Origin of the sequence: Azorhizobium oxalatiphilum, assembly GCF_014635325.1 — a bacterium.
Taxonomy (GTDB): Bacteria; Pseudomonadota; Alphaproteobacteria; order Rhizobiales; family Xanthobacteraceae; genus Azorhizobium; species Azorhizobium oxalatiphilum.
The window spans coordinates 1-13,224 of record NZ_BMCT01000007.1 but is presented as its reverse complement, the minus strand read 5'-3'; the positions used below and the strand labels follow the sequence as shown (position 1 = coordinate 13,224).

At 65.0% G+C, this 13,224-nt stretch carries 14 protein-coding genes; 5 read left to right on the top strand and 9 right to left on the bottom strand.

Translation table 11 applies throughout. From position 1 onward, the window contains the following. Nucleotides 1–13 precede the first annotated feature (13 nt). Nucleotides 14–259 (top strand): type II toxin-antitoxin system ParD family antitoxin, encoded by a 246-nt coding sequence (locus IEW24_RS20470; RefSeq protein WP_188582158.1) that lies wholly within the window; start codon nucleotides 14–16, stop codon nucleotides 257–259. Next, nucleotides 260–604, top strand: coding sequence for a type II toxin-antitoxin system RelE/ParE family toxin (locus IEW24_RS20465; RefSeq protein ID WP_188582157.1), 345 nt, complete (start codon nucleotides 260–262; stop codon nucleotides 602–604). Here the strand turns inward: IEW24_RS20465 and IEW24_RS20460 are convergent, their stop codons facing one another. From IEW24_RS20460 to IEW24_RS20440, 5 genes are all read right to left on the bottom strand, one after another. Continuing rightward, nucleotides 605–1,669, bottom strand: a complete 1,065-nt coding sequence (locus IEW24_RS20460; protein WP_188582156.1) for a CobW family GTP-binding protein — start codon at nucleotides 1,667–1,669, stop codon at nucleotides 605–607. Between the two features lie 113 nt (nucleotides 1,670–1,782). Continuing rightward, entirely contained in the window at nucleotides 1,783–2,760 is a 978-nt protein-coding gene (locus tag IEW24_RS20455) for a metal ABC transporter substrate-binding protein (protein WP_188582155.1), read from the bottom strand. 12 nt (nucleotides 2,761–2,772) lie between these two features. Further along, entirely contained in the window at nucleotides 2,773–3,645 is an 873-nt protein-coding gene (locus IEW24_RS20450; protein ID WP_244644574.1) for a metal ABC transporter permease, read from the bottom strand. Next, nucleotides 3,642–4,409 (bottom strand): zinc ABC transporter ATP-binding protein AztA, encoded by a 768-nt coding sequence (gene aztA / locus IEW24_RS20445; protein WP_244644573.1) that lies wholly within the window; start codon nucleotides 4,407–4,409, stop codon nucleotides 3,642–3,644. Before aztA ends, IEW24_RS20450 begins: the two co-directional genes overlap by 4 nt. Then, nucleotides 4,406–4,588, bottom strand: coding sequence for a hypothetical protein (locus IEW24_RS20440; RefSeq protein ID WP_188582153.1), 183 nt, complete (start codon nucleotides 4,586–4,588; stop codon nucleotides 4,406–4,408). Before IEW24_RS20440 ends, aztA begins: the two co-directional genes overlap by 4 nt. Before the next feature lie 284 nt (nucleotides 4,589–4,872). Between IEW24_RS20440 and eda the strand changes: the two genes are divergently transcribed. Continuing rightward, a complete protein-coding gene (gene eda / locus IEW24_RS20435) occupies nucleotides 4,873–5,520 on the top strand; it encodes a bifunctional 4-hydroxy-2-oxoglutarate aldolase/2-dehydro-3-deoxy-phosphogluconate aldolase (protein WP_188582151.1) in 648 nt (215 codons plus the stop codon). 25 nt (nucleotides 5,521–5,545) lie between these two features. Then, nucleotides 5,546–6,169, top strand: a complete 624-nt coding sequence (locus IEW24_RS20430) for a LysE family translocator (protein ID WP_188582149.1) — start codon at nucleotides 5,546–5,548, stop codon at nucleotides 6,167–6,169. A gap of 72 nt (nucleotides 6,170–6,241) precedes the next feature. Here IEW24_RS20430 and IEW24_RS20425 read toward each other — a convergent pair whose 3' ends face one another. From IEW24_RS20425 to IEW24_RS20415, 3 genes are all read right to left on the bottom strand, one after another. Next, entirely contained in the window at nucleotides 6,242–6,967 is a 726-nt protein-coding gene (locus IEW24_RS20425; protein ID WP_188582146.1) for a class I SAM-dependent methyltransferase, read from the bottom strand. Nucleotides 6,968–7,120: 153 nt separating this feature from the next. Beyond that, nucleotides 7,121–8,044 carry a sugar kinase gene (locus tag IEW24_RS20420; protein ID WP_188582145.1) on the bottom strand — a complete coding sequence of 308 codons (924 nt, stop codon included), beginning with the start codon at nucleotides 8,042–8,044 and terminating at the stop codon, nucleotides 7,121–7,123. Between the two features lie 173 nt (nucleotides 8,045–8,217). Beyond that, on the bottom strand, nucleotides 8,218–9,402 hold the full coding sequence (locus IEW24_RS20415; RefSeq protein ID WP_188582143.1) for a pyridoxal phosphate-dependent aminotransferase: 1,185 nt from the start codon (nucleotides 9,400–9,402) through the stop codon (nucleotides 8,218–8,220). A gap of 321 nt (nucleotides 9,403–9,723) precedes the next feature. Here IEW24_RS20415 and IEW24_RS20410 point away from each other — a divergent pair, with 321 nt between their 5' ends. Further along, on the top strand, nucleotides 9,724–10,722 hold the full coding sequence (locus IEW24_RS20410; RefSeq protein WP_188582141.1) for a Bug family tripartite tricarboxylate transporter substrate binding protein: 999 nt from the start codon (nucleotides 9,724–9,726) through the stop codon (nucleotides 10,720–10,722). A gap of 121 nt (nucleotides 10,723–10,843) precedes the next feature. Here the strand turns inward: IEW24_RS20410 and IEW24_RS20405 are convergent, their stop codons facing one another. Beyond that, nucleotides 10,844–12,463: a methyl-accepting chemotaxis protein gene (locus tag IEW24_RS20405; protein WP_188582138.1), complete on the bottom strand. Its 1,620-nt coding sequence runs from the start codon at nucleotides 12,461–12,463 to the stop codon at nucleotides 10,844–10,846. Between the last annotated feature and the right edge of the window lie 761 nt (nucleotides 12,464–13,224).

The window sequence follows — 13,224 nt, the reverse complement described above, 5'->3', positions numbered from 1 at the left end:
GAGGAGACAGGCGATGAACGTGCCTCTGAGCCGGAAATGGCAGGCGTTCGTGGACGAGGAGGTGCGCTCGGGGCGCTTCCCGTCGTCCGAGGCCGTTGTCGAAGCCGGGCTTGAGCTGATGGCCGAGCAGGAGCGGCGTCTGGCGGAGCTGAAGGCCCATCTGGAAGCCGCCATAGCAGAAGGCGGCAGCTACACCGACGAAGAGGTCGAGGCTGAGCTGGAAGCCCGTTATGCACGCCGCATAGCCGATAGAAGCTGAATGCCGAAGCTGCGCTACCTACCGGCTGCGCTGCGAGACCTCGGCTCGATTTTTGATTATATCGCCGAACGGAATGACCATCCGGCGACTGCACGTAGCTTCACGGCACGGCTTCGCAAGCGCTGCCGACAGCTTGCCAGCACCCCCGGACTTCTCGGGACAGCTCGCCCGGAACTAGGCCCGGATTTCCGTTGCCTGCCCTTTCGGGACTATCTGATCTTCTTCCGCTATGTCGATGGTACCGTTGAAATCCTCGGGATCATCGAGGGCCACCGGGATGCCAGCCGGTGGTCTCGCAAATTTTCGGGCGCCACCGCAAAACCGGCGGCGCCCGAAAAGGAATGATCACGCCACGCAGGCCAGAAAACCCTGTTCCAGCTTGGCGGTGTCGAGCTTGCGGCCGATGAAGACGATGCGGCTTAGACGCTCCTCGTCCGGCTTCCACGGGCGCTGGTGGTCGCCGTCCAGGATCATGTGCACGCCCTGGAAGACGAAGCGGTCCGGATCGTCCTTGAACGACAGGATGCCCTTGGAGCGCAGGATGCTCGGGCCGTCGGTGGCCACCACGTCCTGAACCCAGGGGAAGAACTTGTCGGCATCCAGCGGCTTGTCGGTGGAGAAGGAGACCGACTGCATCTCCTCGTCATGATAGTGCTTCAGCCCGCCATGGCTGTGGCCATGGTCGTGATGATGGCCGTGGTCGTGCCCATGGTCGTGGCCGCAATCCGGGCCGCAAACATGGTCCGGCTCGCCTTCCTCAAGGAAGGCCGGCTCCAGCGCGAGGATGCGATCCAGTTCGAACGCGCCCTGGTTGAGCACCTTGTCGATGGCGATGGACGACTTCTGGGTGCGATAGAGCCTGGCATAGGGGTTGAGGCCACGGATGCGCGCTTCCACCTCGTTCAGTTCCTCAGCCGAGACCAGATCGGTCTTGTTGAGCAGGATCACGTCGGCGAAGGCGATCTGGTTCTTCGCCTCGGGCGCGTCCTTCAGGCGATCGTTCAGCCACTTGGCGTCGGCCACCGTCACCACGGCGTCGAGCCGGGTGCGCGCGCCCATCTCCTCGTCCACGAAGAAGGTCTGCGCCACCGGCGCCGGGTCGGCGAGGCCCGTGGTCTCGAGGATGATGCCGTCGAACTGGCCCTTGCGGCGCATGAGGCCGTCGATGATGCGGATGAGATCGCCGCGCACGGTGCAGCAGATGCACCCGTTGTTCATCTCGAACACTTCCTCGTCGGCACCCACCACGAGGTCGTTGTCGATGCCGATCTCGCCGAACTCGTTGACGATGACGGCGTATTTCTTCCCGTGCGGCTCGGACAGGATGCGGTTGAGCAAGGTGGTCTTGCCCGCCCCCAGATAGCCGGTCAGCACGGTCACGGGGATTTTTTCAGAGCCGGTCTCAGCCATGGGATCTCCAATGCGGGATTTTTGCCCGCGCATGCCGCAACGGCCGCACCCCATCGGGAGGCGGCCGCCGCTTTGTCAAAACATCAGGTGCTCCAAGCCATCGCGGGACGCGATCACTTGGCCAGTGCGCCGGAAAGCTGGCGCACGTTGTAGCGCATCATGTCGATGTAGGAAGTCGCGGGGCCTTTGTCATCGGACAAAGCGTCCGAATAAAGCGTGCCGCCGATCGTCGCCTTGCTCTCCTTGGCGATGCGGTCCATCAGGCGCGGGTTGGTGACATTCTCCAGGAAGACGGCGGGGATCTTCTGCGCCTTGATCTGGCGGATGATCCGGCCGACGTCCTTGGCCGAGGCCTCGCTCTCCGTGGAGACGCCCTCGGGCGCCAGCAGCTTCACGCCATAGGCATCGCCGAAATAGCCGAAGGCATCGTGCGAGGTGATGATGCGGCGCTTGGCCGCCGGAATGGCGGCGATTGCCGCCTTCACCTCGGCCTCCAGCGCATCGAGCTTTGCAAGGTAGGCCGCCGCATTAGCGGTGTAGGCGTCCTTGCCGGCCGGGTCGGCGGCGATCAGGCCGTCGCGGATGTTGGCCACATAGACCTTGGCATTGGCCACCGACTGCCACGCATGGGGATCTATGGGGCCGTGATCGTGGCCATGATCCTTGTCGTGCGCATGGTCATGCGCGTCCTTGTCGTGGGCGCCCTCGTCCTCCTGCGGCTCCTCCTTGGCGCGTTCGCGCGGCTTGATGCCGGTGGTGGCGATCACGACGGGGGCCGTCGAGCCGGAGGCCTTCACGAGACGCTCCACCCACCCCTCGAAGCCGAGACCGTTGATGAACACCACCTTGGCCGCCGCCAGCTTCTTCGCGTCGCTGGGCGAGGGCTGGTAGACGTGGCTGTCGCTGTTCGGCCCGACGATGGTGGACAGCGCGATGCGATCGCCACCCACATTCTTCACGAAGTCGCCGAGGATGGAGAAGGACGCCACCACCGGCAGCTTTTCCGCCGGAGCGGTGGCTGGCGTCTGGGCGAGCGCCGGGGTTGCGCCGAGCAGCAAAGCCGCGGCGATCAGGGTACGACGGGACAGCATGGAAAGGCTCCGTTATGCCTCGAGATGGCGGCGGGGCAGGACACGGGACAAGACGCCCCCCGCCGGGCCGAAGATGACGGAGACCGCATAGCCGGCGCCCGCCACCAGGATGATCGCCGGGCCGGACGGGGCCCCGACGTGATAGGAAATCAGCAGCCCGACAATGCCGGACACGAAGGCGATGGAGGTCGCCACCACCGCCAGAGCGGTGAGATCGCGCACCCAGAAGCGCGCGGTGGCGGCGGGCAGCATCATCAGGCCCACCGAGAGCAGCGTGCCCAGCGCGTGGAAGCCGCCCACGAGATTCATCACCACCAGCGCCAGGAAGATGATGTGACTGACGCCACCCGAGCGGCTCACCGAGGCGAGGAAGCTCGGGTCCACGCATTCCAGCACCAGCGGGCGCCAGATGAAGGCGAGCGTCACCAGCGTCACCGTGGCGATGCCCGCCACCAGCAGCAGGGTCGGATCGTCGAGGCCGAGCACGGTGCCGAACAGCACATGCAGCAGGTCCACGTTGGAGCCCTTCATGGACACGATCATCACGCCCAGCGCCAATGACACCAGATAGAAGGCCGCCATGGAGGCGTCCTCCTTGATCTCGGTGGCCCGCGCCACCACGCCCGCACCCACCGCCACCAGCACGCCGGCGGCGAGGCCGCCGATGGTCATGGCGGTCAGATCAAGCCCCGCCACCAGAAAGCCGATGGCGGCTCCGGGCAGGATGGCATGGGCCATGGCGTCGCCGGTCAGGCTCATCCGCCGCAGCATCAGGAACACGCCGACAGGGCCGGCGCCCAGCGAGAGGGCGAACACGCCCACCAGCGCCCGGCGCATGAACTCGAATTCCGCAAACGGCGCGATCAGCGCCTCGTATGGCGTCACGCCGCTTCCCCACACACGGCCGCGCCGTCGTCCCAGGCCTCGCCCATGCGGCGGGCCTTCAGAAGGTTTTCCGGCGCCAGCGCCTCCGCCGTCGGCCCCCACGCCACCGCCGTGCGGGCCATGAGCAGGGTCTGCGGGAAGTGCGCGCGCACCAGTTCGAAATCGTGCAGCACGGCCAGCACCGTGCGCTTCTCGCCATGCCAGCGGCGCACCAGATCCAGGAGGTCCGACATGGTCTTGGCGTCGAGCGCCGTGAAGGGCTCGTCGAGCAGGATCAGCCGGGCGTCCTGCAGCAGCAGGCGGGCGAACAGGGTCCGCTGCATCTGGCCACCGGACAGGGTGCCGATGGGCCGCTTCTCGAAGCCTTCCAGCCCCACGGCGGCGACGGCCTCGCCGACGCGGGCGCGATCGGCCTTGCCGATGCCGCCGAACAGCCCGGCCCGGCGCCACAGGCCCATGGCCACCATGTCATAGACGCTGATGGGGAAAGAGCGGTCGATCTCGGCGCTCTGCGGCAGATAGGCGATGTCGCGCGGATCGAGCCCGCCGCGCTCGATGGAGCCGTGCAGGGGCTTCAGCGCGCCGGAAATGGCCTTCATGAGCGTGGACTTGCCAGCGCCGTTCGGCCCGCAGATGGCGAGCAGCGCGCCGCATTCCACATCGCCCGAGAGATGGTGCACGGCAGGATGCCGCTCGTAGCCGAGCGTCAGATCGCGGAAACGCAACTGCGGATTGGCCGAGATATGCATAGGCTTCGCACTCATGGCTGCGTCACCAGCAGCACGCCCACCCACATCACCGCGCACAGGATCACCGCGACCGAGAGCCGGGTGATCAGCGAGGCGCGCAACGCCGAGCCGCCGATCTGCGCCACCGGGCGCGGGCGAGGGGCATGGTGATGGCCATGGGAATGGTCATGGCCATGGCTGTGGGACGAGGCCATGGAAACTCCGATATGCCATCAGAGATACAGAGTATCACTTTTCCTGTCCAGCCCTCTCAGCCTCCGGAGGAGCATGGCGGAACCGTTCAGCCATGCGGTTTTTCTCTGCCAATGCGACCTTCCGCAGCGACGGTAAGGTCGGGCCACCCAAATGCCCGGCCGTTGGGTCTCGACAGAACCGGCCCGCTGGGCTTCATAGGCGCAACGAGGCGGGGAGCCCTTGCGATGCAGGGACGCCCTGCCGACATGCCGCGCAGGACGTGGCCCTCAAGGGAGTTGCCGGAATGAGCGAAAAGAACCCCCTTCCCCTCATCGCCAAGGCGCCGGTGATCCCCGTGGTGGTGATCGAGCGCATCGAGGATGCGGTGCCGCTGGCCCGCGCACTGGTGGAAGGCGGCCTGCCGCTCATCGAGGTGACGCTGCGCACGCCCGTCGCCCTGCGCGCCATGAGCCTGATCGCCGCCGAGGTGGAAGGCGCCATCGTCGGCGCCGGCACCGTGACCGAACGGTCGCAGATCGAGGCCGTGATCGAGGCGGGCGCCACCTATATCGTCACCCCCGGCACCACGCCGGCTCTGGCTGCCGCTCTTGCCGAGGCCCCGGTGCCGGTGCTGCCCGGCTGCGCCACGGTGAGCGAGGCCATGGCGCTCGACGCGCTCGGCTTCAAGGTGCTGAAGTTTTTCCCCGCCGAGCCCTCGGGCGGCGCGCCCTTCCTGAAGGGTCTGGGCGGCCCGCTGCCGGCCCTGCGCTTCTGCCCCACCGGCGGCATCGGCCCCTCCAATGCCGCCGACTATCTGGCGCTGCCGAACGTGGTCGCCGTGGGCGGCTCCTGGGTGGTGCCGGGAGACGCCATCAAGGCGGGCAATTTCGACAAGGTGCGCGAGCTTTCGGCGGCGGCGGCAAAGCTGCCGCGCGCGGCGAAGTTCGACTGACGATCTGAACGGAGCGGCGCAAACCATGGCCGAGACGCTGCCGCTCTTCCTGGCCTTCGCCCTCGCGGCGAGCGTGCTGACGCTCACCCCCGGCGTGGACACCGCCCTCGTGCTGCGAGCGGCAGCGATCAGTGGTCCCCGCAGCGGGGCGATTTCCGCGCTCGGCATCGCGCTCGGCCTGTTCGGCTGGGCGGTGGCGGCGGCATTGGGCCTCACGGCGCTGCTGGCCGCTTCGGAACTGGCCTTCACCGTGGTGAAGAGCGCGGGCGCGCTCTATCTGTTCGTGCTCGGCGCGCGGCTGATCCTGAAGCCCCGCACGGCCGGGCTGACGCCGGACACGAACCCGCGCGCCTCAGGTGATTTTCGGCGCGGGCTCCTGACCAATCTGCTCAACCCGAAGGTCGGCATCTTCTATCTGACCTTCCTGCCGCAGTTCATTCCGCCCGGCGGCAATGCCCTGCTGTTCAGCCTCGCGCTCGCGAGCCTGCATGTGGTGCTGTCATTGCTCTGGTTCGCCGTGCTCATCGCCGCCACCGTCCCCCTCGGCCGCCTGCTGGCGCGGCCCGCCGTGGTGCGCGCGCTGGACCGACTGACGGGCCTTGTGTTCGTGGCCTTCGGGATAAGACTGGCATTGGCTCAGCGGGGGTGAGGGCAAGCTCACCTCCCCGCTTCTATCCCAACCTAATCACCAGCACCGGGATATCGCATCAAACACGCGATCTCACCATTGAGGGTCAATTGTGAAGGCATCATAACCGAGCACGCGAACCTGCTTTTGCATATTCGCGGGCATACGTTCAAAAATATATGCCTTGAGATCCGATCTGATTTCATGACTTGCCAGGAACAGCTTGTTCCGGCCAACCATGAATGGCGCAGCGCGAATGATCGGAGACGTAAAGAAGTATTTGTGAACCGCTTCCTGAACTTCAGGAAAACCAGAGTGCCAAAAATCATCCATAACGATAACACCGCCAGCGCCGATTGTACGCTGGGCGATTTCCAGATCATTCATTACCACTTCCAGATAATGACCGCCATCGACGTGCATTATTCTGAAATTTTCCAGCTTATCCAAATCCGATCTCGGAATTCTGAATGAGTTTGATTTAATCAACTCAACATCAGAATTGGGTGCGTGGAGTTTAATGTTTGAAAGAACACGTTCGACGGATGTATTTCCGCCGCTGAAATCAAGATTTTCGCCTTGATTCTCGAATATATCGATACCTATTGCGCGCTCACCTTCTCTTGCGAGCAATGCGAGCAGAATCAGGACCCGGCCGTCCTGAACGCCGATTTCAACCAGCGGCCCGGTAATGCCTTTATTCCGTTGAAATTCATCTATGTGTGAAAAGACTTGCGCCAAGCCCGTATCGAGCCCCCAGCCAAAAACGTCTGTGAGCCCACCTGATATGTATTTGTCTAGAAGTTCCTGATCGAACACTGTTTCTCTCCCACCGAGAAGCCACAAGCCCATAAACTGCATACCACGACAAGCGTGGTGCGCAGGTGCGAAATACAATTGGATGGAGGTTGCTTATGCCGACAACGCAACTGTCTAGATACAATCCGAAGACAGAGGACCGGCCAAAGCCCATCAATGCGCCGACACGCCTTCCTGCGTGAGGCGGGGGATGATGGCGCCGCGGTGCATGATCACCGTGCCCGCCAGCGCATGGCCGGCACGCGCCGCCGCTTCTGGCGTCTCGCCCTTCAGGCGCGCGGCGAGATAACCGGCGTTGAAGCTGTCGCCCGCCCCCGTGGTGTCCACGGGCAGGATCTCGCGCTCCACGGGCACGAAAACCGTCTGCCCGCCCGCATGCACATAGGCACCGCCGGGGCCGTTCTTCACCACCACTTCCTTGACCCCGAAAGTGGTGATGCGGGCGATGGTCGCCTCCGGCGAGGCATCGCCCCACAGCATGGCCTCATCCTCGAAGGTGGGCAGCGCCATGGAGGACCGCTTCAGCGCCTCGGCGAACACCATGCGCGCACGGGGCAGATCGTTCTGCCAGCCGCGCGGGCGGAAATTGCCATCGAACACCCGCCATGCGCCGCCCTCACCCGCCACCTCCAGCGAAGCGAGGAAACGGCCAAGGCCGGCGTTGGAATAAAGCGACAGCGTGATGCCGGAGAAATAGACAGCCTGCGCGCCAACCAGCTTCTCGGCCGAGGACTGCCAGCCGTCCAGCTCGAACAATTGGCGGGCCGGGGCATTGTCGCGCCAGTAATGGAAGGTGCGCTCGCCCTTGGCGTCGGTGGTGATGATGTAGAGGCCGGGCATGCGGCCCGGAACCTGCACGATGGCATCGGTGGCCAGCCCCTCGCTCGCCGCCAGCGCGATCACCTGGGCAGAGAAGATGTCGTCACCGAGCGCGGTGGCATAAGCGGTGTCGATGCCGGCGCGCGCGAGATAGACGGCGGTGTTGAACGTGTCGCCACCGAACGCCTGGCCGAAGCGGCCATCATCCCCGCGCGCCAGTTCCACCATCACTTCGCCGACGGACACCACCTTGACCATGCGCGCTTCCCCTTCTGACCACCGCAGCTTTGCGGCAAGCGGGGGCCGGGTGCAACCCCCGGCGATCCGCCGGCACGCATCCGCCACGCGTCGAAAAGCGAATGCGCTTCAGCCCCTTGGTGCCGCAGGTCCGTGCGCCTGCCGGCGCGCCGCACGGACCTGCGGAATGAGTGTCAGGCGACCTTGCGGGCGCTGAGGAAGGTGCCCATCCGCTCCAGGGCGCGGGCGATGTTCTCGGCCGAATTGGCATAGGAGAGGCGGATATAGCCCTCCCCATGCACGCCGAAATCCGGCCCGCCGATGACAGCGACACCCGCCTCCTCCAGCAGCGCCGAGGCGAGTTGCTTGGCCGAGGTCCAGCCGGTGCGCGAGACATTGGGGAAAGCGTAGAAGGCGCCCTTGGGATTGGCGCAGGAGACGCCCGGCAGCGCGTTCAGCCCCTCCACCACCAGTTTGCGGCGCTTGTCGAACTCCGCCAGCATGGCGGCGACCGGCTCCTGCGGTCCCTCAAGGGCGGCGATGCCGGCATATTGGGTGGCCGCGTTCACGCAGGACCACGCATTCACCGAGAGCTTGCGCACCTTCTCGTAGAGATCCTTCGGCCAGATGGAATAGCCGAGACGCCAGCCGGTCATGGCATAGGTCTTGGACCAGCCGTTGAGCAGGATCAGGCGGTCGCGAATTTCCGGATAGGCCAGCAGCGTCTGGTGACGCTCGCCGTCGAACAGGAACTGGTCGTAGATCTCGTCCGACATCAACGCCACGTGCGGATGATCCGCGAGGCCCTTCACCAGCTTGTCGATCTCGGCCTTGGGGGTCACGCCGCCGGTGGGATTGGCGGGCGAATTGATGATCAAAAGCCGGGTCTTCGGCGTGATCAGCGCCAGCGTCTCCTCGGCCGAGAAGGCAAAGCCGTTCTCCTCGCGGATCGGCACCGGGATGGGCGTCGCGCCGGTATATTCGATCATGGAGCGGTAGATGGGGAAGCCGGGGTCGGGGTAGAGGATCTCCGCCCCCGGCTCGCCGAACAGCAGGATGGCCGCATACATGGTGACTTTGCCACCGGGCATGATCATCACCAGGCCGGGATCCACCTCCACGTCGAAGCGGCGATGCAGATCCCTGGCCACAGCTTCGCGCAGCGGCTGGATGCCCACCGAGGGCGTATAGCCGTGCTGCCCGTCCTTCAGCGCCTTGATGGCGGCCTCGACGATATGCTCCGGCGTGCGGAAATCCGGCTGGCCGATGCCGAGATTGATGATGTCGCGCCCCTGCGCGGCGAGCGTCGTGGCGCGCGCGAGGACGGCGAATGCATTCTCCTCGCCGATGCGATCGAAAGCGGAAACGGTGTTCAGCATGGCGGTCTCCCTGGAACCGACCCACCGATACCATTGCGGACCCCAAAATTGGAGCGATGATCTGCGCGCGCCCGGAAACGGCCGCCCGTCCCGGCGCGCGAGTTGACTACAAACATCGCATCAGATGCATATGGTATTTTCGGCACCGCAGCAAAACTCATGATCAGGACAGCTTCAGATACCTAATCAAATTTGGCTACATCTCACGGAAGATGGATCAATCCTTGACGCTGATAGTTATTGATGCTGCACTTTTGGCCGAGACATAGAACGAGCAAGGCCGAAACGGTACATATATAGTGTGCGATATGGGCGTCATCCATGGCAGGACATTCGCGCTTTCTTCTGCTTCTGGCCCTGATCGTGGGCGTGACCGGGCTCACCCTTGGGCCGAGCTGGACCGCGCGTGACAGCACCCGCTTTCCAAGCCAGCCCATCACTCTGGTGGTGCCCCTGCCTCCGGGCGGCGTCAGCCAGCGACTGGCGGATGTGCTTGCGCCCGCGCTGTCGCGCTCCTTGGGCGCGCCCGTCAATGTCTACAGCATAGCCGGCGAGAGCGGCGCCCGTGGCGCCCGCTATGTGGCGCAGGCTACGCCCGACGGGCATACCCTGCTCGTGACCCCGAGCACGCTGCTGTTGCTCGATCCTGCGATCGTCACCAACGCCGGCTTCTCGCCGCAGAGGGATCTCGACCCCCTGATCATGGCTGTGCGGTCTCCGCTTGTTCTGGTTGTGCGGAGCGAGTTGGCCGTGACCAGTCTGGCGGAATTCGCCGCCTACCTGCGCACCCAGCCGGACACCTCTTTCGGCGCCTCAGGACGGGGATCGATCAACGATCTGGTGGCGGGGGAGTTTCTGCGCACCATCGGCGCCAACGGCCGCCTCGCTTACTTTCAGGGCGGCGGCGCCGTCGTGCCGGCTCTGCTCGCGGGCGATATTCAGGCATCGTTCCAGGCGCCCTCGCTGGTGGCGGATGCCGTCGCGCGGGGTGAGGTGCGGGCACTTGCCGTCACCGGCTCTGTGCCCTCGCCCCTGCTGCCCAACGTTCCCACATTCGCCGAGAGCGGCATGCCGCAGATGGATGCCTATACCTGGCAGGCCGTGGCCGCGCCGGCCGGGCTGCCGCCCAGCGTGCGGGACGCGCTGGAGCTGGCGTTGCGCATCGCCCTGCTTGAGCACGGCGTCATGGGCCAGTTGCAGACAAACGGGCTGGAGGTGGTGGCCAGCGGCAGCCGCCAGATCTCGCGCGTCCTCGCCACCGAACGGCGCCGGTGGCTGGAAATCATGACATCCGACGGCTCTTTGCGTCCCTCACGCTAAAGCCCGCCCCTCGCCCGATGGGTGGCGCCGATCAGGCCGCCGCCACCTTGGACAGGAACTGCTCCACCACGTGGTTCAGCTTCTCATTGTCATCGGCCATCCGGCGCGACGTCTCGCTCACCTACACCGCGCAATGATCGGTGTCGTGCACGGCGTGCATGACTTCCGCAATGCTGCGCGTCACCGTGCCGGAGCCCTGGGAAGCCGCGGCAATGTTCTTGCCGATCTCCCCCGTGGCCGAATCCTGCTGGGTGACGGCTGTGGCGATGGCGCCGGTATAGCGATCCACTTCCTCGATAATGTGGATGATACCTTCGATGGCGTTCACCACCTCGGAGGTGGAGCCCTGGATCGCGTTCACCTGATGGGCGATCTCTTCCGTGGCCTTGCCGGTCTGGTCGGCCAGCGTCTTCACTTCGGACGCCACCACGGCGAACCCCTTGCCGCTCTCGCCCGCGCGTGCGGCCTCGATGGTGGCATTGAGCGCCAGCAGGTTGGTCTGGGCGGCGATAGCCTGGATCAGCTCCACCACCTTGCCGATCCGCTCGGCACCTTCGGACAGCGCCCGGATCTTGGCGCCGGTGCTGCGCGCATCCTCCGTTGCTTCGGCAACGATGCTGGTGGTGCGGGCCACCTGAGCCGAAATCTCGCTGATGGAAGCGGACAGTTCCTCGGTGGCGCCGGCCACGCCCTGCACGGAGGAGCTGGCTTCCTGCGAGGCCCGGTTGGCGGACTCGGTCTGCGAGGTGGTGTGCGCTGCCACCGTCGACAGGCTGCTGGCCACCCGGAGCAGCGCATCCATGTTGCCCCGCACGGAGAGCACCATCTGCTTCATCTCGGTGCGGAAGGTATTGATGGCGCCTTCCACCTCGGTCTGACGGGCAAAACGCTCGGCGGCGAGACGCTCCTGCTCCGCCTGCAGCTGGCGGCGCTCAAGACCATTGTCCCGGAACACCTGCACCGTATTCGCCATGACGCCGAACTCGTTGCGCTTGTCGCGCAGCGGGATCTCCACGTCGAGATCATCGTCGGCCAGACGCTGCATGACGCCGGCCAGGACGCTGATCGGGCTCAGCAGGCGATGGGCCAGCAGCGCGGCGGCACCGGCAAGCACAATCACGAGGCCCAGCGAGAGCAGGATGATGGTGGTGAGAAGGGCGGTGACGTGAGCGGTGATCTGGCTTTTGACGACGCCGCCATACACGACGCCGATCACCTGGCCGGTCGAGCCAAAGATCGGCTTGTAGATGGTGTAATAGGGCACATCGAGGATGGTGGCTTCGCCGCGGAACGTATTGCCGGCTTTGACAGTCGCGAAGGTCGCGCCTGTATTGCCGAGCGTTGTACCGACGGCGCGCGTGCCGTCCTGCCGCTTCACGGAGGTGGTGATGCGGACGAAATCATTCTTCGCCGCGTCGAAGGCGAACACCGTGGCGGTGCCGTCGGAGACGAGGGAGATTTCATCAATGAGGCTGTGATCACCGGGCTCCGGCAGCTGCGGCATGACCAGCCGCTCCACATTGCCATCCTGCGCCCAGTCGATCTTCGTGCCCGGCACGGCCTTGGCGAGGGAGGTCGCAGCGGCGCGGATAGCCACGTTCTGACGCGCGACGGCAGAGCGCGCCGCATCATCCTGCAGCATATAAGCGACGACGCTGACGAGGAGTGTCGCGGTGATGCCCACGAATGCAAACACCATCAAAGCGATGACGTGGGACACCTTGAGGTCGAAACGGGGCATTGAGGGTCGTATCTCCGGGCTGACTTTGGGGAAGTTGCAACAGCCACACGGGATAGTTGCCTCGATAGAGGTAGCCAGAGGAAGCTTGCGCGAGGCTCGTCCGCCATCGCCGGCAATGCAAACGCATGCCTGCCCCGCATCACGAGCGCGTGGGCTGCTTCGAACTCTGGCTCGCATCTGGCGATGGCGCGCTTTCGCCAGCCTTGCTTGGTGGTGAGTATCCCCGGCGGGATGGGTATGGCGCGGGGATCGGCTTTTTGCTCCTGTCAGGCAGGAGGAGGCGCCGCCCGGTCGGGCGACGGCCGGAGGATTTCTATCATTCTTCCGGCATTTCGGATTTTATAGTTACGCAATACTTAACGAGACGGCCCGTACCTGCGCCTTTGGGCCGGCCTTTCGAAGGCCGCGTCGGGGCTCGGGGGTTGCATGGGTGCGTTCAGCAGATCCGCTTTTGGCGGTGCGGCGAGCGGCTTACCCGGAAGAGGCCAGCTTTCCGCCTCCATCGCAGGTTTAGCGCCCTCGCCCTGCCACCGCTTACGCATTTGCGCCTGCCGCGAGGAACGAATGAGCGCACACGCAGCATGCGGGCTCGGAGCTTTCGTGGGCAGGTTTGCCCAGCGTGACCGGTGCCTGCTGGGTCCCATTTTGGTCCCGGCCAGCCGTGTTTTCGCTTTTCCGGTTCAGGCTCTGCAGAGCGTCGCGTTTAGACAGCAAAAAGCCCCTTCAGGGTTGTCCTGAAGGGGCTTTTTGGATTGTTTATC

Excerpts from the sequence above, each read along its gene's own strand:
- IEW24_RS20410 (WP_188582141.1), top strand. The coding sequence starts at position 9,724 with ATGGCAGGACATTCGCGCTTTCTTCTGCTTCTGGCCCTGATCGTGGGC.
- IEW24_RS20455 (WP_188582155.1), bottom strand. The coding sequence starts at position 2,760 with ATGCTGTCCCGTCGTACCCTGATCGCCGCGGCTTTGCTGCTCGGCGCA.
- IEW24_RS20440 (WP_188582153.1), bottom strand. The coding sequence starts at position 4,588 with ATGGCCTCGTCCCACAGCCATGGCCATGACCATTCCCATGGCCATCAC.
- IEW24_RS20415 (WP_188582143.1), bottom strand. The coding sequence starts at position 9,402 with ATGCTGAACACCGTTTCCGCTTTCGATCGCATCGGCGAGGAGAATGCA.
- IEW24_RS20470 (WP_188582158.1), top strand. The coding sequence starts at position 14 with ATGAACGTGCCTCTGAGCCGGAAATGGCAGGCGTTCGTGGACGAGGAG.
- eda (WP_188582151.1), top strand. The coding sequence starts at position 4,873 with ATGAGCGAAAAGAACCCCCTTCCCCTCATCGCCAAGGCGCCGGTGATC.
- IEW24_RS20420 (WP_188582145.1), bottom strand. The coding sequence starts at position 8,044 with ATGGTCAAGGTGGTGTCCGTCGGCGAAGTGATGGTGGAACTGGCGCGC.
- IEW24_RS20405 (WP_188582138.1), bottom strand. The coding sequence starts at position 12,463 with ATGCCCCGTTTCGACCTCAAGGTGTCCCACGTCATCGCTTTGATGGTG.
- IEW24_RS20460 (WP_188582156.1), bottom strand. The coding sequence starts at position 1,669 with ATGGCTGAGACCGGCTCTGAAAAAATCCCCGTGACCGTGCTGACCGGC.
- aztA (WP_244644573.1), bottom strand. The coding sequence starts at position 4,409 with ATGAGTGCGAAGCCTATGCATATCTCGGCCAATCCGCAGTTGCGTTTC.
- IEW24_RS20465 (WP_188582157.1), top strand. The coding sequence starts at position 260 with ATGCCGAAGCTGCGCTACCTACCGGCTGCGCTGCGAGACCTCGGCTCG.
- IEW24_RS20430 (WP_188582149.1), top strand. The coding sequence starts at position 5,546 with ATGGCCGAGACGCTGCCGCTCTTCCTGGCCTTCGCCCTCGCGGCGAGC.